Source organism: Streptomyces sp. NPDC029139, assembly GCF_055564335.1.
The window spans coordinates 418344-437146 of sequence record NZ_JBVHWN010000001.1 but is presented as its reverse complement, the minus strand read 5'-3'; the positions used below and the strand labels follow the sequence as shown (position 1 = coordinate 437146).

The following is an 18803-nucleotide window of genomic DNA, read 5'->3' as shown; positions in this document are numbered from 1 at the left end:
GAATCCAGGGCACGAGCGCCCGACGCAGGCGGGCGCGGCCAGGTCAGCTGTTGCGGGGAGAGCATGAACGACGGGAAGCCCACCGGCCAGAAGCCGAAGTGGTGGAGCCGGCCTACGAGTACGCCGCCGGCCGAAGGTCCCCCCGGACGAGGCCCGGGGACACCGGAGCCGCCGGCCGCGGACGAGGGGGACTTCACGCTCGCCGCCCCCGCGGCGCCGGAGGCCCCCTCGGCGTCCGAGCCGCCCGTCGGCCCCGAGGACACCGAGGCACAGAGACCCCGGCAGGCCGAGGAGGCCCCGGAGCCCCTGGCGGTCATGGCGGCGGGCGAGGCCCCCGCCGTACACGCGCGGACCGAGCACGCCCAGTCGGCGCAGCGGACCGGGACGACGCAGGCACCGCCGGAGCAGCAGCCGCGGCCGCTGCACGAGCCCGACGAGTACCGGACCCCGCCCTACGGCGGTCCCGGGCCGTGGGCCCCCGCCCCGCCCGTCCAGCGACCGGTGGCCACCCCGGCCCACGGCGTCCCCGTACCCCCGCAGACGCCTCACACGGCCCCCCACCCGGCGCCGCAGCCCCAGCCGGCCACCCACTCGGCGCCGCAGCCGCAGCCTGCCCCCCACCCCGCACCGCAGCCCCTGCCGGTCGCACCGCAGCCCGCGCAGCCCGCCCAGTGGGTGCAGTACGACCCCTGGGGCGCCCCCGGCGCACCTCTCCCGCTAGCCCCGCTGAGCATCGGCACGCAGCCACCCGGCAAGCGCCGCCGGTCCCGGCGCGGGCTCGCGCTCACGGGCGCGCTGATCTTCGCCATGATCACGGGCGTCCTCGGCGGCGCGGTCGGCGCCTACGTCGAGCGTCACGGCGGCATCACCACCGTCGAGCTGCCCCAGGCCGGCCCCGAGGGTTCCGACCGCGCGCCCGACAGCGTGGCCGGGATCGCGGCCAGCGCCCTGCCCAGCGTCGTCACCCTGCACGTCAGCGGGGGCGGGGCCGCCGGCACCGGGACCGGCTTCGTCCTGGACACCCAGGGCCACATCCTCACCAACAACCACGTGGTCGACGCGGCGGCCTCCTCCGGGGACATCTCGGTCACCTTCAGCAGCGGCGAGACCGCGAGCGCCAAGCTGGTCGGCAAGGACAGCGGTTACGACCTCGCCGTCGTCAAGGTCACCGGGGTCTCGGGCCTCAAGCCGCTGCCGCTCGGCAACTCCGACAACGTCCGGGTCGGTGACCCGGTCGTCGCCATCGGCGCCCCCTTCGATCTCCAGAACACCGTGACCTCCGGCATCATCAGCGCCAAGGAGCGGCCCATCACGGCGGGCGGCGAGAAGGGCGACGGCAGCGACGTCAGCTATGTCGACGCGCTGCAGACCGACGCCCCGATAAACCCCGGCAATTCGGGCGGCCCGCTGGTCGACTCCAAGGCCCGGGTCATCGGCATCAACAGCGCGATCCGCGCCGCCGGTGACGGTTCGGGCGGCGAGGGAGGGGCCCAGTCCGGGTCCATCGGCCTCGGCTTCGCCATCCCGATCAACCAGGGCAAGCGGGTCGCCGAGGAGCTCATCAACACCGGCAAGGCCACCCACCCCGTCATCGGAGTGAGCCTGGACATGCAGTTCAACGGCGACGGCGCCCGCGTCGGGGAGAAGGGCAAGGACGGCTCCCCCTCCGTCACGCCCGGCGGCCCCGCCGCCAAGGCCGGCGTCCGGCCCGGCGACGTCATCACCAAGGTGGACGGCCAGCGGGTCCACAGCGGTGAGGAGCTGATCGTCAAGATCCGCGCCCACCGTCCCGGGGACCGGCTGGAGCTGACGCTGCTGCGAGGAGGCAAGGAGCAGACCAAGACGTTGACGCTCGGTTCCTCACAGGGCGACTGAGCGCCATGTGGGGGACACCGCGAGGTACCCGCCCGGCTGTTTCGGCGGGTACCGTGGAGCGGGCCCCGGACCCGGTGTAAGGAGCAGCAAGGTGTTCAACGACCTAGGCATACTCGAGCTCGTCACGCTCGTGGTCCTCGCCGTGCTCATCTTCGGTCCGGAGAAGCTGCCGAAGGTCATCCAGGACGTCTCGCGCTTCGTCCGCAAGGTCCGCGACTTCTCGGAGAGCGCGAAGGCCGACATCCGCACCGAGCTGGGTCCGGAGTTCAAGGACTTCGAGTTCGAGGACCTCAACCCGAAGACGTTCCTGCGCAAGCAGCTCGACGGCAACGAGGACTTCAGGGAGCTGAAGGAGCTGCGGAGCAGCTTCGACCTGAAGAAGGAGATGAACGACGTCGCGGACGCGGTGCACGGCCGCGAGCCGGAGACTCCGTCGGTGCCGGCGGCCGTCGGGGGCGCCTCCCGCGCCGAGGGCGACGGGGCAGGGTCCCCCGACCTCCTCAAGAAGCAGGACAAGCCGGCCGCCGGCGAGCGGCCCCCGTACGACTCCGACGCGACCTGATGACCTGGGCTGACACGACCTGACGGGGGTCGGTGGCTATCCTCCATCTGTTGTCCGCCGACGCGGGCACGACGATCGAGGAGGCGGCCGAGATGGAGACGACGAGTCGGGTGGAGGGAGTGCCCGGAGCCCGGCGTACGGTCGACGGCTTTCTGAGCGCACCCTTCCCCTGGTACGGACTTGACGAGGCGTTCACCGGCCCGCGCTGGCTGATGCAGGTGGGCACGGCGGCGGACGGGACCGTCCAGCACGGCTCGATGGGCCACGGGGACGAGCCGTCCATAAAGTCGGATGCGAGCGCGGCCGAGAAGGAGCGCTTCGCGGTCGTCGTGACGGTGGCGGCGAACCCGGTTCGCCGCACGGGTGACGGCACGGGTGTTCTGGAAGCCACCACGGTCGCCTCCGCCGCCTGGCTGGCCGGCTCCGGACTGCTCGCGTACACCTGGCCCCCGCAGCTGGACCACGCGCTGCGGGACGACTGGCTGGACCAGCAGACGGAGACCGCGTTCGAGCTGGCGGACGACCTGGACGGCGCGGAGTGGTCGACGCTGTCGCTGCCGGTGGACGGGGTGCCGATGCCCTTCCACTACCGCGAGTCGGAGTTCGGGTGGGTGCTCGCCGGCTCGGCGGGCGAGGTGCACATCGGGGCGTACGGCAGGGGCATGAGCGCGTACGGGCTGGCGTTCTCCGCGGTGGAGGACCTGGAGGCGTACGCCTCCTAGGCGCGTGAAGACCTGGAGGTGTACGCCTCCTCAGCGCGCGAAAGGGCGCCGCTCTCGTGAGCGGCGCCCTTCACGCTGCGCGGACCGCGCGGGCCGGTGGTCGGGTGGTGCCCACCCGTTCCGCCCCAGCGGAACAGCTGCCCACCACCGACGTGGCGGCTAGAACTTGTTCCGGGGCGTGATGCCCAGGCTCATGCCCGACAGGCCGCGCGCGCGGCCGCCGAGCTTGCCGGCGATGGCGCGGAGCGCCGAGCCCGCGGGGGAGTCGGGGTCCGTCAGGACGACCGGCTTGCCCTCGTCGCCGCCCTCGCGCAGGCGGACGTCGATCGGAATGGACCCGAGGACCGGAACCGTCGCGCCGGTGGTCCGCGTCAGACCGTCCGCGACCCGCTGGCCGCCGCCCGAGCCGAAGACGTCCACCATCTCGTCGCAGTGCGGGCACGGCAGGCCCGACATGTTCTCGACGACACCGACGATCTTCTGGTGGGTCTGGACGGCGATCGAGCCGGCCCGCTCGGCGACCTCGGCCGCCGCCTGCTGCGGGGTGGTGACGACGAGGATCTCGGCGTTCGGCACCAGCTGCGCCACCGAGATCGCGATGTCGCCCGTGCCCGGGGGCAGGTCGAGCAGCAGCACGTCCAGGTCGCCCCAGTACACGTCCGCGAGGAACTGCTGGAGCGCGCGGTGGAGCATCGGGCCGCGCCACACGACCGGGGCGTTGCCGGGGGTGAACATGCCGATGGAGATGACCTTCACGCCGTTCGCGGACGGCGGCATGATCATGTTCTCGACCTGGGTGGGACGGCCGTCCGCGCCCAGCATCCTCGGTACGGAGTGGCCGTAGATGTCGGCGTCGACGACACCGACCTTCAGCCCGTCCGCGGCCATCGCCGCGGCGAGGTTCACGGTCACGGAGGACTTGCCGACGCCGCCCTTGCCGGAGGCGACCGCGTACACGCGGGTCAGCGAGCCGGGCTTGGCGAAGGGGACCTCGCGCTCGGCCGTCGTGCCGCGCAGCGCCGCGGCCAGCTCCTTGCGCTGCTCGTCGCTCATCACGTCCAGCGTCACGTCGACGCCGGAGACGCCCTCCACCCGGGAGACCGCGTCGGTCACGCGCTGGGTGATCGTGTCGCGCATCGGGCAGCCGGAGACGGTGAGGTAGACCGTGACGGCGACCCTGCCGTCGGATCCGATCTCCACCGACTTGACCATGCCCAGTTCGGTGATCGGTTTGTTGATCTCGGGGTCGTTCACCGTCGCCAGTGCTTCAAGCACCGCGTCTTCCGTAGCCATACGGACGATGGTACGGCGCCGACCACCGCCCCCGGAAAGCCCGTCAGCGGTCGGTTACGTCACTTCTGCGGTCGCCGCCCGGGGAGAAGGGATCCCGGTGGTCCCGGTGGCCGTCCCGGCGCTGCTCCTCCATCTCCTTGACCAGGTCCTGGAGCTCCGAGCGGATCCAGTCCCGGGTCGCCACCTCGCCGAGGCCCATCCGCAGCGCCGCGATCTCCCGGGTCAGGTACTCGGTGTCCGCGATCGACCGCTCGTTCTGCTTGCGGTCCTGTTCGAGATTGACCCGGTCCCGGTCGTCCTGCCGGTTCTGGGCGAGAAGGATCAGGGGGGCCGCGTACGAGGCCTGGAGCGACAGCGCGAGGGTCAGGAAGATGAACGGGTACTCGTCGAACTTCAGCGACGAGGGCGCGAAGACGTTCCACAGCACCCAGACGATGATCGTCAGCGTCATCCAGACGAGGAAGCGCCCGGTGCCCAGGAAGCGCGCGATCCGCTCCGAGAGCCGGCCGAAGGCCTCCGGGTCGTACTCCGGCAGCAGCCTGGCCCGTCGCTCACGCGGGAGGTCGAGCCGGATCCGGGGCATGGACCGCTCGCGCTCCCGGTCCCTCTCCCGCTCCTGACCGCGCTCAGCCGCCATGCGCAGCCCCCTCGTGGAACTCCGTCTCCCGCCAGTCCTCCGGCAGCAGGTGGTCGAGCACGTCGTCGACGGTCACCGCGCCGAGCAGCGACCCGCTCTCGTCCACGACCGGCGCCGCGACCATGTTGTAGGCGGCGAGATAGCTGGTGACGGCGGGCAGCGGGGTGCCCGGCGCGAGCGGCGGCAGATCGCTGTCCACCAGCGAGCTGACCAGCGTGAACGGCGGATCGCGCAGCAGCCGCTGGAAGTGGACCATGCCCAGGTACTTGCCCGTCGGCGTCTCGTCGGGCGGCCGGCACACGTACACCTGCGCCGCGAGCGCGGGAGACAGGTCCTGCTGTCGTACGCGAGCCAGCGCGTCCGCGACCGTGGCGTCGGGCCGCAGCACGATCGGCTCCGTCGTCATCAGACCGCCAGCGGTCCGCTCCTCGTACGCGAGCAGCCGGCGCACGTCCGCCGCGTCGTCCGGGCGCATCAGGGTGAGCAGCCGCTCCTTGTCCTCCTCCGGCAGCTCGGAGAGCAGGTCGGCCGCGTCGTCCGGGTCCATCGCCTCCAGGACGTCCGCGGCCCGCTCCTCCTTCAGCTTGCCGAGGATCTCGATCTGGTCGTCGTCCGGCAGCTCCTCCAGGACGTCGGCGAGCCGGTCGTCGTCGAGGGCGGCGGCGACCTCGGCCCGCCGTTTCGGCGAGAGGTGGTGCAGCACGTTGGCCAGGTCGGCGGGGCGCAGCCGCTCGAAGGTGGCGACCAGGTTCTCCGCCCCCTGCCCCTCCTCCTCCAGCGAGAAGCCGGTCACCGCCGACCACTCCACGGTCAGCGCCTCGCCCTTGCGGCGCAGCGCGCCGGGCTTGCCGCGCCGTACGAAGACCTTGTCGATCTCCCAGTCGCGGCGGGCCGGCAGCTGCTGGATGGCCACGTCCAGGACGGTGACCTCCTCGTCCGTCTCCACGAGCCGCACCCGGCGGTCGAGCAGCTCGCCGAGGACGAGCCGTTCCGTGGGGCGCTGCTCGAAGCGACGCATGTTCACCACACCCGTGGTGATGACCTGGCCGGACTCGACACCCGTGATGCGGGTCATCGGGACGAAGACCCGGCGGCGGCTGAGGACCTCCACGACCATGCCGAGCAGCCGGGGCGGGCGCCGGCCCACGCGGAGCATGGCGACGAGGTCGCTGACCCGGCCGACCTGGTCGCCGTTGGGGTCGAACACGGGGACACCGGCGAGATGCGAGACGAAGATCCGGGGGGCGCCTGCCGCCATGCCACGCGCCTCCTCGGTGTCGCACGATTCGGGTCATTGCTGAGGTATGCCTGATTCAGGCTAGCCCGTGCCCTTCCACGGCGCTCCGGCAGCGCGCCCGTACGGCTGCCTGCGACGACGCTCCCGGGCCCGGGTACGCTGCGGTCTGCCGTCCCCCCACCGACGACGTTCGAGAGGCAGCGCAGGTGACCGCACTCCCCACTGCATCGCGCATCCGCCGGGTTGTCCTGCCCGTGGTGCTCTGCGCCGGTCTGACGGCGGGTCTCACCGCCTGCGCGTCCGATCCGGACGAGGGGACGAACGGGGTGGGGAAGCTCGAGGCGACCGCCATCGAGCAGAAGGCCCAGTCCGCCGCCGACACGGCGAAGGCGGTGCGGCTGGCCGGGACGCTGGTCAGCAAGGGCGGCACGTACAAGCTGAACATGCGGCTCAAGCAGGACGGCGCGAGCGGTTCGGTGACGACGAAGAACAGCACCTTCGAGCTGCTGCGGATCGGCGAGGCGCTCTACCTGAAGGCCGACGCGGGCTTCTGGGCGCACGACGACAAGTCGTCCGGCGGCACGGCGTCCGGTGGGGGGTCCGGCGCGCCGAGCGAGTCGGACGACACGGACAGCGAGGCCGCCGACAAGCTCGACGACAAGTACGTGAAGGTGCCGCAGGACGACCCGTCGTACAAGCAGCTGCGCGGCTTCACCGACATGGACCTGCTCCTGGACGGGCTCATCGGGCTGCACGGCGAGGTCGTCAAGGGCGACCGCGACAAGATCGGCGGCATCCGCACGGTCAAGGTCAAGGGCGGCGCCGACGGCGAGGGCGGCACGCTGGACGTGGCGCTGGACGGGACTCCGTTCCCGCTCCGGTTCGCCCGCGGCGGCGGAGCGGGGGTGGTGGTGCTGTCCGAGTGGGACAAGGACTTCCCGCTGGAGGAGCCGTCGAAGGACCAGACGCTGGACTACGGCAAGCAGCTGCCGCGTACGTGAGCCGCCGGGCCTCGCGTCAGCGCTTGCGCCGCTTGAGCAGCAGGCGGGGCAGCGCGGCCGGTACGGGGCGTCGCGTCGTGGCCCCCGACGGCTGAGGGACCGCCGCCAGGGAGCCGTCCGGCAGATCGGTCGTGGAACGCACCGGCTCCAGCCGCAGCACCCGGCACTCGCGCGCCCAGCGCTCCGGCATGGCCTCGCCGTCCGTCGCGTTCAGGCGCTTGCCCTTCAGCTCGGCGACGGCGGCGTCCCACGCCTCCGACCCCGGCGCCAGCTCGCTCACGGCCGCCGTCCAGGCGATGATCCGACCGCCCTTGTCCTTGCTGCGGACCGTCACCTCGGCCGTCGCGCCCGCGAGGAGACCGGGCAGCGGCTGCTCACCCGGGCCGTCGCCCACGACGTGCGCCGCGCCCTCGTGCCAGGCATGCCACAGCGCCCGGGCGGAGGGGGCGTCGCCCCGGACCCAGATGAGCCCCGACTTCTTGGTGGCCTCCTCGACGAGGGCGAGGTCGAGCGGTGCGCTTGTCATGCCCCGCAGCCTATCGGGAGCCCGTTCAGAGCCAGCCGTTGCGCTTGAGGGTGCGGTGGATGGCGAAACAGATCACCGTGATGCCGACCAGCACCATGGGGTAGCCGTACTTCCACTCCAGCTCGGGCATGTGGTCGAAGTTCATGCCGTACACGCCGCAGACCGCCGTCGGCACGGCGATGATGGCCGCCCACGAGGTGATCTTGCGCATGTCCTCGTTCTGCGTGACGGTCGCCTGGGCCAGATTGGCCTGGAGGATCGAGTTGAGGAGTTCGTCGAAGCCGACGACCTGCTCCTGCACGCGCGCGAGGTGGTCCGCGACATCGCGGAAGTACTTCTGGATGTCCGGGTCCACCAGCCGCATGGGGCGCTCGCTCAGCAGCTGCATCGGGCGCAGCAGCGGGGTGACGGCCCGCTTGAACTCCAGTACCTCGCGCTTGAGCTGGTAGATCCGGCCGGTGTCCGTGCCGCGCGTGGAGCCCTTGGCCGGCGGGGAGAAGACGTCGATCTCGATCTGGTCGATGTCGAGTTCGACGGCGTCGGCGACCGCGATGTAACCGTCGACGACATGGTCGGCGATGGCGTGGAGGACGGCGGAAGGCCCTTTGGCGAGGAGTTCCGGCTCGCCCTGGAGGCGATGGCGCAGGTTGCGCAGCGAGCCCTGCCCGCCGTGCCGGACGGTGATGACGAAGTCGGGGCCGGTGAAACACATCACCTCGCCGGTCTCGACGACCTCGCTGGTGGCGGTGAGCTCGGCGTGCTCGACGTAGTGGATCGTCTTGAAGACGGTGAAGAGGGTGTCGTCGTACCGCTCCAGCTTGGGGCGCTGATGAGCGTGGACGGCGTCCTCGACGGCCAGCGGGTGGAGTCCGAACTCCGCGGCGATACCGGCGAATTCGGCCTCGGTCGGCTCGTGCAGACCGATCCAGGCGAAGCCGCCGCTCTCCCGCACCTGACGCATCGCGCCGCGCGGCGTCAGGCAGGCGTGGTCCTCCAGGCGGCGGCCGTCGCGGTAGACGGCGCAGTCGACGACGGCGCTGGAGGCGGACGGGTCACGCGTGGCGTCATAGGTGGCGTACGGCGAGGCGAGGCCGGAGCCGGCCTTGCGCAGCGAGGGGCGCAGGGTGGGACGGACCGCTGCGCGCAGGTCACGGATCATCGACATTTGGCATGCTCCTTCACGGAGAAGCCGCCGGCGAGGCGTGGCACAGCCCGGAATGGGGACGAGGAGCTACGTCGTCCACAAAGCGGGCGGCACCGCGGAAACGCGGTGACGGCGTTCGCTACAGACAGGCAAAGGCGAAGTGCTCTTCCGTCGTGCGAGATGCCGGGTGACGAGCGGACCGGGTACGGAAGGCTCAGATCACCGGGAGAAGCGCACCGGGCTCGGGTGCGGGGCGGAAGAGCGGTTGGTACTGCCCGACCGACTTCGATCCACGCAGCCCCACCTCCTCCAGCCGGTCCCCCTTGGGGGATGACGAGTAGTCGGGAGTCCCGACCAGCGGCCAAGACTATCAGCCGACAGAGGGTCAATCCCTTCCGTTGCCCGTTTCACACGCGCTTTATGCTCAGGTCATGGGAGAAGTTCTTGCTCTGGTCGAGGCCCGGCTGCGTACGGCGCTCGGTGAACCGGACGCGCGGGCCGCGGTGACGTTCCTCGGCACGGACCGGATCGAGGTGCTCCGATTCATCGACGGCGATGTCGTGCGGTACGCCACCCTCGGCATGTCCGCACATCCGATGACCGATCCGACGTCCGCGCTCGCCGACCCCGTGAAGGGCCCGCGCGCCGAACTGCTGTTGTCCGTACGGGCGGGACTCGCCGACACCGACAAGGTGCTGCGCCCGCTCGCCGTCCTCGCCTCGACCCCGCAGGTCGAGGGCGTCGTGGTGGCCGCGGGCGCCTCGCTCGACGTGGGTGAACCCCTATGGCCCGGCGCCCCGTTCAGCTCGGTCCTGGTCGCGGAGCCGGGCGGACTGGTGGAGGACCTGGAGCTCGACGAGCCGAGGGATCCGGTCCGCTTCCTGCCGCTGCTGCCGATGACGCCGAACGAGGCGGCGTGGAAGCGGGTGCACGGCGCGCAGGCCCTGGAGGAGCGCTGGCTCACGAACGGCACCGATCTGCGGGACCCGCTGCGCCGGTCCGTACCGCTCGACTAGACGGTGCCGCCGCGATGGGTGCACTCCGCACGAAAGCCGCGGGACGGGCGTATGGGTGCAGAGCACATCTATCGCTGCGGGTGAATCGGTCGGGCCGGACGGGTGATCGTCCTTGACGCGAGCGCGCAGGGGTAGGACCGTTGGGCTCTATGAGGGGCGAACCCAGTTGCCCGAAGTGCGGTGGCCGGGTCAGGGCGCCCGGTCTTTTTGCCGACTCCTGGCAGTGCGATGTGCACGGCTCGGTGCACCCGCTGCAACCCGTGATCCCGCCCAGCGTCGAGGCCCTCGGTGTGGTGGTGCACCGGGCCGACGTCCCCGTGTGGATGCCGTGGCCCCTGCCCGTCGGATGGCTCTTCACCGGTGTCGCGTACGCCGGTGACGACCGCAGCGGCGGACGCGCGACGGCCGTCGCCTGCTCCGGCCCCGGGCCGCTCGGCGGAATCGGTGAGCTGCTGCTCGTCGCCGAGGAGCTCGGCGTCGGACTCGGGGCGCGGTACGCGGGGATCGACGGGCCGGACCCCGGTCCGCACATGGCCATCGAGAAGCCCGCCCAGGCCAAGGTGCTCGCCGCCGGGCGACCGACGCCGCTGTGGCACGTGAACGGCGCGCCGCAGGACCGCGCGGTCTTCGCCGGGGAGGCGCGGGGGCTCTGGCTCTGGGCCATCGTGTGGCCCGAGCAGTCGGGGCTGCTGATGTACGACGAGCTGGTGCTGACCGACCTGCGGGACGCGGGTGCGGAGGTCGAGCTCCTGCCGTGCGGGGCGCTGACGCCGCGACTGCTGAAGTAGCCCGGGCCGCGTCCGCCGACGCACCCCGGGAGGGCTCCGGCCCACGGGGGCAGGGGGTGTTCGATTCCCCCGTTATGCTGGAGCGTCCCCTTCGTCCGCCCCGAGCCCTGGAGTACCGCGTCGTGCGCATCGATCTGCACACCCACTCCACGGCGTCGGACGGTACGGACACCCCGGCCGACCTGGTCCGCAACGCGGCGGCCGCCGGACTCGACGTCGTCGCCCTCACCGACCACGACACGACCCGTGGGTACGCCGAGGCGATCGCCGCGCTCCCCGAGGGAGTGACCCTCGTCACCGGAGCCGAGCTCTCCTGCCGCATCGACGGTGTCGGCCTGCACATGCTCGCGTACCTCTTCGACCCCGACGAGCCCGAACTTGCCGCCGAGCGCGAACTGGTCAGGGACGACCGGGTGCCCCGCGCCCGGGCGATGGTCGGCAAGCTCCAGGAACTCGGCGTGCCGGTCACCTGGGAGCAGGTCGCCCGGATCGCGGGAGACGGCTCGGTGGGCCGCCCGCACGTCGCCGAGGCGCTGGTCGAGCTCGGGGTCGTCCCGGACGTGTCCGGGGCGTTCACGCCGGAGTGGCTGGCGGACGGCGGACGCGCGTACGTGGACAAGCACGAGCTCGACCCGTTCGACGCGATCCGGCTCGTCAAGGCGGCCGGCGGCGTCACGGTCTTCGCGCACCCGCTCGCCGTCAAGCGCGGCGAGGTCGTGCCGGAGTCCGCGATAGCCCGGCTGGCGGAGGCCGGCCTCGACGGCATCGAGGTCGACCACATGGACCACGACGAGCCGACGCGGGCGCGGCTGCGCGGGCTGGCGAAGGAACTGGGGCTGCTCGCCACGGGCTCCAGCGACTACCACGGCAGCCGCAAGACGTGCCGCCTCGGAGACTTCACCACCGACCCCGAGATCTACGGCGAGATCACCCGCCGTGCCACGGGCGCCTTCCCGGTCCCCGGCACGGGCGGACCCACCTCGTCCTGACGGGACCCCACGCGCCCTGCGGGCGACGTGCCGAGCCGGCCTCCGGAGCGGCCCGCCGCCCCGGTGCGCCGGGCCGACGCCCGACGCCGCTCTCCCAGCGGAGGTCCGGCCGCCCCCGAGGCGTGGCACGGCCGGCTCATAGCGCGAGCATCGGCCTGCGGCGGGCCCGGCCCCCGGCCTCCTGACGGAAGCCTCCGTCACGCCGGGCTCCGGTCTCCCTGACGGAGGCACTCGGCCGGGTGCCGACGGGTCTGTCCGGCGGAGCCGGCCGGGCTCGCGCCTGCGGACGGAAGCCGGTCGCTGGCGCGGCGGGCTTCCGGCGGAGCCGGCGGCGCCCAGGTGTCCCGGCGGCGCCCCGGCAGGGACCCTCCGGCCGGAGGCGCTCGGGTTCGGGCGCGGCTTGCGGTCCGAGTCCTGCCGGGTGAGCCGCCCCGTGCTTCCGTCCGGCCCTGTCACGGTCCCGTACCGCTCGCTTCACCCACCGCGCCCCCCAGGGGCGCCCCCCACCCCCTCGTACACCCCTCATCGCAAGGCACACCGTGTTCGACGTCGCCGTCTTCGGCTCGCTGTTTCTGACCCTTTTTGTGATCATGGATCCCCCCGGGATCACCCCGATCTTCCTCGCCCTCACCTCCGGCCGGGCCACCAAGGTCCAGCGCCGGATGGCCTGGCAGGCCGTCGCCGTGGCCTTCGGGGTCATCACCGTCTTCGGCATCCTCGGCCAGCAGATCCTCGCCTATCTGCACGTCTCCGTCCCCGCGCTGATGATCGCGGGCGGTCTCCTCCTGCTGCTCATCGCGCTCGACCTGCTCACCGGCAAGACCGACGAACCCAAGCAGACCAAGGACGTCAACGTCGCTCTCGTCCCCCTCGGCATGCCGCTGCTCGCCGGGCCCGGTGCGATCGTGTCCGTGATCCTCGCCGTGCAGCACGCCGACGGTGTCGGCGCCCAGGTCTCGGTCTGGGCCGCCATCGTCGCCATGCACGTCGTCCTCTGGCTGACCATGCGCTACTCGCTGCTGATCATCCGCGTCATCAAGGACGGCGGCGTCGTGCTCGTGACCCGGCTCGCCGGCATGATGCTGTCGGCCATCGCCGTGCAGCAGATCATCAACGGCGTGACCCAGGTCATCCAGGGCGCCTGAGCCCTCGCCGTACGTACGACACCACTGCGCCCCCGTACGGATTCCGTTCCACGGAGTCCATGCGGGGGCGCGGTGCGTCTGAGCGGCTGCTTTGTTATGAGGCCGAGGTCTCGGCCGGGCGGATCCAGATGCGCTGGCCGATCGAGGCGGCCTGCTGCACGATCCGGTTGACGGAGGAGGCGTCCACGACGGTTCGGTCGACGGGGGTGCCGTCGATGTCGTCGAGTCGCAGGATTTCGAAGCGCATGGGCTTCTCCCTTCGTCTGAGTTGATCCTCCTGATGGAGAACTGTGGTGACGTAGTGGTCCAACGGCATGCACCCTGCAAACATTCCCTACGCTAAGGAAATTTTTTGAGTGCCTAACTACTGAGCGGTAAGGGACATTGGCGGCCGGGGCCGGAGCGGCGGAGAATGAGCCCCGTATGAACGACGCAGAGACACCCCAGACGACGCCCGGCACCCCGTCCCGTGACCCGGTCCGCGACCCGGTCCGTGATCTCGGCACCCGCCTGGAGCGCACCAATGAGCTCCTGCAGCGGATGCTGGCCGAGGTGGCCAAGACTCCTTCTACCCACGCCATCTTCGTCGACGCAGGTTACGTCTATGCTGCGGCGGGGTTGCTGGTCGCGGGCACCGAGGACCGGCGCTCCTTCGACCTCGACGCCGAGGGAATCATCGAGGCCTTCATCGACAAGGCCCGCACGATCTTCGCGGACAGCCGGCTGCTGCGCGTCTACTGGTACGACGGCGCCCGGCGCCGGATCCACACCCCCGAGCAGCAGGCGATCGCCGAACTGCCCGACGTCAAGGTCCGCCTCGGCAACCTCAACGCCAACAACCAGCAGAAGGGCGTCGACTCCCTCATCCGCTCCGACCTGGAGTCGCTCGCCCGGCACCGCGCCATCAGCGACGCGGCCCTCGTCGGCGGCGACGAGGACCTCGTCTCGGCCGTGGAGGCCGCCCAGGGGTACGGGGCCCGCGTCCACCTGTGGGGCATCGAGGCCGCCGACGGGCGCAACCAGGCCGAGCCCCTGCTCTGGGAGGTCGACAGCCAGCGCACCTTCGACCTCGACTTCTGCCGCCCCTACGTCACCCGGCGGCCCGTCACGACGTACGAGAACGAGGGCGAGCCCCCGCCCTCGCGCGACGAGGTCCGCTTCATCGGCGCCCAGATCGCCGCGACCTGGATCGGCGAGCGGGGCGGCGAGGCGATGGCCGGGCTGCTGCCCGGCCATCCGTACCTGCCGGGACCGGTCGACCAGGACCTGCTCATCGAGGCGGAGAAGCTGCTCAGCCGTTCCCTGCGCGGTCACGCGGCGCTCCGCAGGGCGCTGCGGGACGGGTTCTGGCAGCGACTCCAGGCCCAGTTCTAGGGCGAGCCGGCCCCGGCTACGGGCAGCGCTCCCAGAACGCGGTCAGCCGGTCGGCCAGTTCCTCCGGATGGGACACGTTGGGGGAGTGGCCCGCGCCCACGACCACCGTGTGATGCGCCCCGGTCCGCAGCGCCACCTCCGCCAGGCCCGCCGGGGGCCAGACCATCTCCTCGTCCCCGTACGCGATGTGCAGCGGGACGGTGAGCTGCGCCAGGTGTGCCGCTCCGTCCCGGTCGCGCCGCAACAGCCGCCCGGCCGCCGAGAGTTGGACGATCTGCGTGCTCATCCAGCGGCGCCGCAGGAACGTCACGATCTCCGGCGGGTCCGTGACGTCCGGCTCCTCGCCGCGGCTGTCCAGCCAGCGCGTGGCCCGCCACACCCGCTCCTTGGGCAGCACCGCGAGCGCGCCGCGCAGCACCCGGACGCGGATGCGCTGCGGGCGGGCGACCGGGCCGGGCCCGGACGACAGGAGCGTCAGCGAGCGGAACGCGTCCGGGGCCAGCAGAGCCGCCCCCCGGGCCACGACCCCGCCGAACGAGTGCCCCAGCAGATGGACGGGCCCGTCCCCGAGCGCCGCTGCCTGGGCGATGACGTCGAGGGCCAGTGCCCGTCGGCTGTACGCGGAGCGGTGGCGCGGACCCGGGCTCTCGTGCTGGCCCCGGCCGTCGACCGCGACGGCACGGTAACCGGCGTCGCTCAGCGGGCCGAGCAGCGCGAGGAAGTCCTCCTTGCTGCCGGTGTAGCCGGGCAGCAGCAGCGCCGTACCGAGGGCCTCGCCCTCCGGCGCGGTGTCCAGGACGGCGAAGCCGCCGCGCGCCGTCATCAGCCGGTAGGCACGCGTGCGCGGCGGCAGCGCCAGGAACCGGGGCTTGCTCATAGAGGGACTGTAACCGCTGATCGGAAGGGGTCCGGTCGGCGGTCCGGCGGAGGCCCGAAGGGGCGGCCGGACAGCACAGCGGCCCGGCCCCTGGGGAGGGGCCGGGCCGCTGAGGGCGGTGCGGGCGCGTCAGCTCTCGGGCTGGGCGGCCGCGGCCTTCTTCGTCGTGCGGCGGCGCGGGGCCTTGGGGGCCTCGGCCGTCTCGACGGCCTCCGCCGGAGCGGCGGCCGCCTTCTTCACCGTACGGCGGCGGGGGGCCGCCTTCGGCTCCGAGGCGTCGGGGGCCTCGGCGGCGACGGCCTTCTTGGTCGTCCGGCGACGAGGAGCCTTGGGAGCATCCTCGACGACCGCGGCGGCCTCGGTGACCTCGACGGCCGCGGGGGCCGTCTCGACGACCGGAGCCTCGGCGGCGACGGCCTTCTTCGCCGTGCGGCGGCGGGGAGCCTTCTTGGGCTCCTCGACCGTCTCGACCGCCTCGACGGCCGCGGGGGCCGTCTCGACGACCGGAGCCTCGGCGGCGACGGCCTTCTTCGCCGTGCGGCGGCGGGGTGCCTTCTTGGGCTCCTCGACCGTCTCGACGACCGGGGTCTCGACGACCGTCTCGGCGACCGGCGCGACCGACCGCACCGCCGCGAGGGCGGCGGCAGCGGTCTCGGGGGTCTGGAAGCCCACCGACTCGACCGCGGGCTTGATCACCCGGGTGCGACGGCGGCGCGCGGCCTTGGGAGCCTCGTCCACCGGCGCGGCCTGCGCGACCACGGAAGCCACCCGAGCGGCGGGGGCCGCGGGGGCGTTCTTCACCGGGGCGGCGGGGGCCTCGACGACGGGGGCCTCCTTCACCGGGGCGGCGGGGGCCTCGACGACGGGGGCGACAGCGGCCTCCACGACCGCGGTGCCCGCGGCGCCGCCCGTACGGGTACGGCGACGGCGACGCGGGGTGCGCGGCTCGGCGGGGGCGTCGTCCGCGACCGGGGTCGCGACGGCGGCCGTCTCCTCCGGAGCGGAACCACCACGCGTACGGCGACGCTGGCGCGGCGTGCGCGTACGGGCCGGGGCCTCCTCAACCACCGGAGCGGCCGGCTTGCGCCCACGGCCACCGCGGCCGCCGGGCTCGCCCAGGTCCTCCAGCTCCTCCGCGCCCAGACCCGCACGGGTCCGCTCGGCGCGGGGCAGGACACCCTTGGTGCCGACCGGGATGTCCAGCTCCTCGTACAGGTGCGGGGAGCTGGAGTACGTCTCGACCGGCTCGTGGAAGTCCAGTCCGAGCGCCTTGTTGATGAGCTGCCAGCGCGGGATGTCGTCCCAGTCGACCAGCGTCACGGCGGTGCCCTTGTTGCCCGCGCGGCCGGTCCGGCCCACGCGGTGGAGGAACGTCTTCTCGTCCTCCGGGGACTGGTAGTTGATGACGTGCGTGACACCCTCGACGTCGATGCCGCGGGCGGCGACGTCGGTGCAGACGAGCACGTCGACCTTGCCGTTGCGGAAGGCGCGCAGCGCCTGCTCACGGGCGCCCTGGCCGAGGTCGCCGTGGACCGCGCCGGAGGCGAAGCCGCGACGCTGCAGCTGCTCGGCGATGTCGGCCGCCGTGCGCTTCGTACGGCAGAAGATCATCGCGAGCCCGCGGCCGTTGGCCTGCAGGATGCGGGAGACCATCTCCGGCTTGTCCATCGAGTGCGCGCGGAAGACGTGCTGCTTGATGTTGGCGACGGTCACGCCCTCGCCGTCGGGCGAGGTGGCGCGGATGTGCGTCGGCTGCGACATGTAGCGGCGGGCGAGACCGATGACCGCGCCCGGCATGGTGGCCGAGAACAGCATCGTCTGACGCTTCGCCGGAAGCATGTTCATGATCTTCTCGACGTCGGGCAGGAAGCCGAGGTCGAGCATCTCGTCGGCCTCGTCGAGGACGAGGGCCTTCACGTGGGACAGGTCGAGCTTGCGCTGGCCGGCCAGGTCGAGCAGGCGGCCCGGGGTGCCGACGATGACATCGACGCCCTTCTTGAGCGCCTCGACCTGGGGCTCGTACGCCCGGCCGCCGTAGATGGCGAGCACGCGGACGTTACGCACCTTGCCGGCGGTCAGCAGGTCGTTGGTGACCTGGGTGCACAGCTCACGGGTCGGAACGACGACCAGGGCCTGCGGCGCGTCGGTCAGCTGCTCGGGCGTCGCCCGGCCGGCCTCGACGTCCGCGGGGACGGTGACGCGCTCCAGGAGCGGCAGACCGAAGCCGAGCGTCTTGCCGGTGCCGGTCTTGGCCTGGCCGATGACGTCGGAGCCGGAGAGCGCGACCGGAAGGGTCATCTCCTGGATGGGGAACGGGGTCACGATGCCGACGGCTTCGAGCGCCTCGGCCGTCTCGGGAAGGATTCCGAGCTCTCGGAAAGTCGTAGTCAGGGTGCTGCCTCTTCTGTGAGACGCGGCGCGAGGCGAACGCTGGGGGTCGTACCGTGCCGATTCGCTTCCGGCCGGATCGACGAATGGATCACAGCCGGGTGGCGCGGGACCACTGCCGTCGCTCGAGCGTCGTGCCGCTGAGGGTCCCTCCTGCGGGTGCGCGGGGAGGGCTGTCGGGTCGGAGCCAGTCGGGCCACCGACCGGGCATCCTCATTCATGAGTCGGCCCACCGTGTACGTCCGAACGTGCGAAAGCATGTCCGCATACTCAGCAGGCGCTTTACCACTGTACCCCGGATTCGCGCATGTGTGTCGGGAGAATTGGTGATGAGAGCGCCGTCACAGTGACTGACCAGGGCCTTACGCGGGTCGGGGAGCGGGCTATTGTGCGCTTCATGGAGACGCCTGACAACGCCACGCCCGCCGGAGAGAACGCCGCGGAGACCCCCGAAGAGCTCACCGGGATCGCCGCCCAGGACTGGGCCACGGCATCCGCCGAGCCGCAGTACCGCGCGGCGGTCGTCGACCTGCTCGGTGCGCTGGCCTACGGCGAGCTCGCGGCCTTCGAGCGGCTCGCCGAGGACGCCAAGCTCGCGCCGACGCTCGCCGACAAGGCGGAGCTGGCCAAGATGGCCTCCGCGGAGTTCCACCACTTCGAGCAGCTGCGGAACCGGCTGGCCGCCGTGGACGCGGAGCCGACGGCCGCGATGGAGCCGTTCGCGAAGGCGCTGGACGACTTCCACCGGCAGACCGCGCCGTCGGACTGGCTGGAGGGTCTGGTCAAGGCCTATGTCGGCGACTCGATCGCCAGCGACTTCTACCGGGAGGTGGCGGCCCGCCTCGACTCCGACACCCGTGGGCTGGTGCTCTCGGTGCTCGACGACACCGGGCACGGCAACTTCGCCGTCGAGAAGGTCCGCGCCGCCATCGAGGCCGACCCGCGCGTCGGCGGCCGGCTCGCCCTGTGGGCCCGCCGTCTGATGGGTGAGGCGCTCTCCCAGGCGCAGCGCGTGGTCGCCGAGCGCGACGCGCTCTCGACGATGCTCGTCGGCGGCGTCGCGGACGGATTCGACCTGGCGGAGGTCGGCCGGATGTTCTCCCGGATCACCGAGGCCCACACCAAGCGCATGGCCGCGCTGGGTCTCGCGGCCTGAGCGGCGCCGCCGCGGGCGGGGCCTGACGGCTTCGCGTCGGGCGGGGCGTAGCGGCCTCGCCCGCAGGGTGTAC

The 18803-nt window shown here is 72.3% G+C and carries 18 protein-coding genes; 10 read left to right on the top strand and 8 right to left on the bottom strand.

Features of this window, described 5'->3' with window-relative positions:
- The first annotated feature begins 63 nt into the window (after positions 1 to 63).
- The 3 genes from ACZ4VW_RS01905 to ACZ4VW_RS01895 all read left to right on the top strand — a co-directional run bounded on the left by ACZ4VW_RS01905 (position 64) and on the right by ACZ4VW_RS01895 (position 3159).
- Positions 64 to 1875 (top strand): S1C family serine protease, encoded by a 1812-nt coding sequence (locus ACZ4VW_RS01905; protein WP_467957358.1) that lies wholly within the window; start codon positions 64 to 66, stop codon positions 1873 to 1875.
- Between the two features lie 91 nt (positions 1876 to 1966).
- Entirely contained in the window at positions 1967 to 2437 is a 471-nt protein-coding gene (locus tag ACZ4VW_RS01900) for a sec-independent translocase (protein ID WP_467957357.1), read from the top strand.
- Between the two features lie 92 nt (positions 2438 to 2529).
- Positions 2530 to 3159 (top strand): hypothetical protein, encoded by a 630-nt coding sequence (locus ACZ4VW_RS01895; RefSeq protein WP_467958139.1) that lies wholly within the window; start codon positions 2530 to 2532, stop codon positions 3157 to 3159.
- A gap of 159 nt (positions 3160 to 3318) precedes the next feature.
- On the opposite strand, the gene ACZ4VW_RS01890 is transcribed toward ACZ4VW_RS01895, so the two are convergent.
- From ACZ4VW_RS01890 to ACZ4VW_RS01880, 3 genes are read right to left on the bottom strand one after another with little or no spacing between them, the layout of a single operon-like run.
- Positions 3319 to 4452 (bottom strand): Mrp/NBP35 family ATP-binding protein, encoded by a 1134-nt coding sequence (locus tag ACZ4VW_RS01890; protein WP_467957355.1) that lies wholly within the window; start codon positions 4450 to 4452, stop codon positions 3319 to 3321.
- 43 nt (positions 4453 to 4495) lie between these two features.
- Positions 4496 to 5089 (bottom strand): DUF1003 domain-containing protein, encoded by a 594-nt coding sequence (locus tag ACZ4VW_RS01885; protein WP_467957353.1) that lies wholly within the window; start codon positions 5087 to 5089, stop codon positions 4496 to 4498.
- On the bottom strand, positions 5079 to 6347 hold the full coding sequence (locus ACZ4VW_RS01880) for a magnesium transporter MgtE N-terminal domain-containing protein (RefSeq protein ID WP_467957351.1): 1269 nt from the start codon (positions 6345 to 6347) through the stop codon (positions 5079 to 5081). Before ACZ4VW_RS01880 ends, ACZ4VW_RS01885 begins: the two co-directional genes overlap by 11 nt.
- Positions 6348 to 6532: 185 nt before the next feature.
- On the opposite strand from ACZ4VW_RS01880, the gene ACZ4VW_RS01875 reads away from it, so the two are divergent.
- A complete protein-coding gene (locus tag ACZ4VW_RS01875; protein WP_467957349.1) occupies positions 6533 to 7327 on the top strand; it encodes a hypothetical protein in 795 nt (264 codons plus the stop codon).
- 16 nt (positions 7328 to 7343) lie between these two features.
- Here ACZ4VW_RS01875 and ACZ4VW_RS01870 read toward each other — a convergent pair whose 3' ends face one another.
- On the bottom strand, positions 7344 to 7853 hold the full coding sequence (locus tag ACZ4VW_RS01870; protein ID WP_467957347.1) for a hypothetical protein: 510 nt from the start codon (positions 7851 to 7853) through the stop codon (positions 7344 to 7346).
- 25 nt (positions 7854 to 7878) lie between these two features.
- Complete coding sequence (locus ACZ4VW_RS01865; protein WP_467957345.1) at positions 7879 to 9018, bottom strand: magnesium and cobalt transport protein CorA; 1140 nt, start codon at positions 9016 to 9018, stop codon at positions 7879 to 7881.
- A 410-nt stretch (positions 9019 to 9428) separates the two neighbouring features.
- Between ACZ4VW_RS01865 and ACZ4VW_RS01860 the strand changes: the two genes are divergently transcribed.
- The 4 genes from ACZ4VW_RS01860 to ACZ4VW_RS01845 all read left to right on the top strand — a co-directional run bounded on the left by ACZ4VW_RS01860 (position 9429) and on the right by ACZ4VW_RS01845 (position 12935).
- On the top strand, positions 9429 to 10013 hold the full coding sequence (locus ACZ4VW_RS01860) for a suppressor of fused domain protein (protein ID WP_467957343.1): 585 nt from the start codon (positions 9429 to 9431) through the stop codon (positions 10011 to 10013).
- A 149-nt stretch (positions 10014 to 10162) separates the two neighbouring features.
- Positions 10163 to 10801, top strand: a complete 639-nt coding sequence (locus ACZ4VW_RS01855; RefSeq protein ID WP_467957341.1) for a DUF6758 family protein — start codon at positions 10163 to 10165, stop codon at positions 10799 to 10801.
- Positions 10802 to 10923: 122 nt separating this feature from the next.
- Positions 10924 to 11790 (top strand): PHP domain-containing protein, encoded by an 867-nt coding sequence (locus tag ACZ4VW_RS01850; protein WP_467957339.1) that lies wholly within the window; start codon positions 10924 to 10926, stop codon positions 11788 to 11790.
- 539 nt (positions 11791 to 12329) lie between these two features.
- A complete protein-coding gene (locus ACZ4VW_RS01845) occupies positions 12330 to 12935 on the top strand; it encodes a MarC family protein (protein WP_467957337.1) in 606 nt (201 codons plus the stop codon).
- 94 nt (positions 12936 to 13029) lie between these two features.
- On the opposite strand, the gene ACZ4VW_RS01840 is transcribed toward ACZ4VW_RS01845, so the two are convergent.
- The gene (locus ACZ4VW_RS01840) at positions 13030 to 13182 is read right to left on the bottom strand and encodes a hypothetical protein (protein ID WP_158990168.1); all 153 of its coding nucleotides are present in this window, start codon (positions 13180 to 13182) and stop codon (positions 13030 to 13032) included.
- A 176-nt stretch (positions 13183 to 13358) separates the two neighbouring features.
- On the opposite strand from ACZ4VW_RS01840, the gene ACZ4VW_RS01835 reads away from it, so the two are divergent.
- The gene (locus tag ACZ4VW_RS01835) at positions 13359 to 14309 is read left to right on the top strand and encodes an NYN domain-containing protein (RefSeq protein ID WP_467957335.1); all 951 of its coding nucleotides are present in this window, start codon (positions 13359 to 13361) and stop codon (positions 14307 to 14309) included.
- Positions 14310 to 14325: 16 nt separating this feature from the next.
- On the opposite strand, the gene ACZ4VW_RS01830 is transcribed toward ACZ4VW_RS01835, so the two are convergent.
- Together ACZ4VW_RS01830 and ACZ4VW_RS01825 are read right to left on the bottom strand one after the other, a co-directional pair.
- Complete coding sequence (locus ACZ4VW_RS01830; protein ID WP_467957332.1) at positions 14326 to 15186, bottom strand: alpha/beta fold hydrolase; 861 nt, start codon at positions 15184 to 15186, stop codon at positions 14326 to 14328.
- Positions 15187 to 15315: 129 nt separating this feature from the next.
- Positions 15316 to 17484: a DEAD/DEAH box helicase gene (locus tag ACZ4VW_RS01825; protein WP_467958137.1), complete on the bottom strand. Its 2169-nt coding sequence runs from the start codon at positions 17482 to 17484 to the stop codon at positions 15316 to 15318.
- 487 nt (positions 17485 to 17971) lie between these two features.
- Here ACZ4VW_RS01825 and ACZ4VW_RS01820 point away from each other — a divergent pair, with 487 nt between their 5' ends.
- Positions 17972 to 18730, top strand: coding sequence for a ferritin-like fold-containing protein (locus tag ACZ4VW_RS01820; RefSeq protein ID WP_467957330.1), 759 nt, complete (start codon positions 17972 to 17974; stop codon positions 18728 to 18730).
- The last annotated feature ends 73 nt before the right edge of the window (positions 18731 to 18803 follow it).

Excerpts from the sequence above, each read along its gene's own strand:
- ACZ4VW_RS01895 (WP_467958139.1), top strand. The coding sequence starts at position 2,530 with ATGGAGACGACGAGTCGGGTGGAGGGAGTGCCCGGAGCCCGGCGTACG.
- ACZ4VW_RS01870 (WP_467957347.1), bottom strand. The coding sequence starts at position 7,853 with ATGACAAGCGCACCGCTCGACCTCGCCCTCGTCGAGGAGGCCACCAAG.
- ACZ4VW_RS01890 (WP_467957355.1), bottom strand. The coding sequence starts at position 4,452 with ATGGCTACGGAAGACGCGGTGCTTGAAGCACTGGCGACGGTGAACGAC.
- ACZ4VW_RS01835 (WP_467957335.1), top strand. The coding sequence starts at position 13,359 with ATGAACGACGCAGAGACACCCCAGACGACGCCCGGCACCCCGTCCCGT.
- ACZ4VW_RS01825 (WP_467958137.1), bottom strand. The coding sequence starts at position 17,484 with ATGACCCTTCCGGTCGCGCTCTCCGGCTCCGACGTCATCGGCCAGGCC.
- ACZ4VW_RS01885 (WP_467957353.1), bottom strand. The coding sequence starts at position 5,089 with ATGGCGGCTGAGCGCGGTCAGGAGCGGGAGAGGGACCGGGAGCGCGAG.
- ACZ4VW_RS01840 (WP_158990168.1), bottom strand. The coding sequence starts at position 13,182 with ATGCGCTTCGAAATCCTGCGACTCGACGACATCGACGGCACCCCCGTC.
- ACZ4VW_RS01905 (WP_467957358.1), top strand. The coding sequence starts at position 64 with ATGAACGACGGGAAGCCCACCGGCCAGAAGCCGAAGTGGTGGAGCCGG.
- ACZ4VW_RS01820 (WP_467957330.1), top strand. The coding sequence starts at position 17,972 with ATGGAGACGCCTGACAACGCCACGCCCGCCGGAGAGAACGCCGCGGAG.
- ACZ4VW_RS01830 (WP_467957332.1), bottom strand. The coding sequence starts at position 15,186 with ATGAGCAAGCCCCGGTTCCTGGCGCTGCCGCCGCGCACGCGTGCCTAC.
- ACZ4VW_RS01860 (WP_467957343.1), top strand. The coding sequence starts at position 9,429 with ATGGGAGAAGTTCTTGCTCTGGTCGAGGCCCGGCTGCGTACGGCGCTC.
- ACZ4VW_RS01865 (WP_467957345.1), bottom strand. The coding sequence starts at position 9,018 with ATGTCGATGATCCGTGACCTGCGCGCAGCGGTCCGTCCCACCCTGCGC.
- ACZ4VW_RS01880 (WP_467957351.1), bottom strand. The coding sequence starts at position 6,347 with ATGGCGGCAGGCGCCCCCCGGATCTTCGTCTCGCATCTCGCCGGTGTC.
- ACZ4VW_RS01855 (WP_467957341.1), top strand. The coding sequence starts at position 10,163 with ATGAGGGGCGAACCCAGTTGCCCGAAGTGCGGTGGCCGGGTCAGGGCG.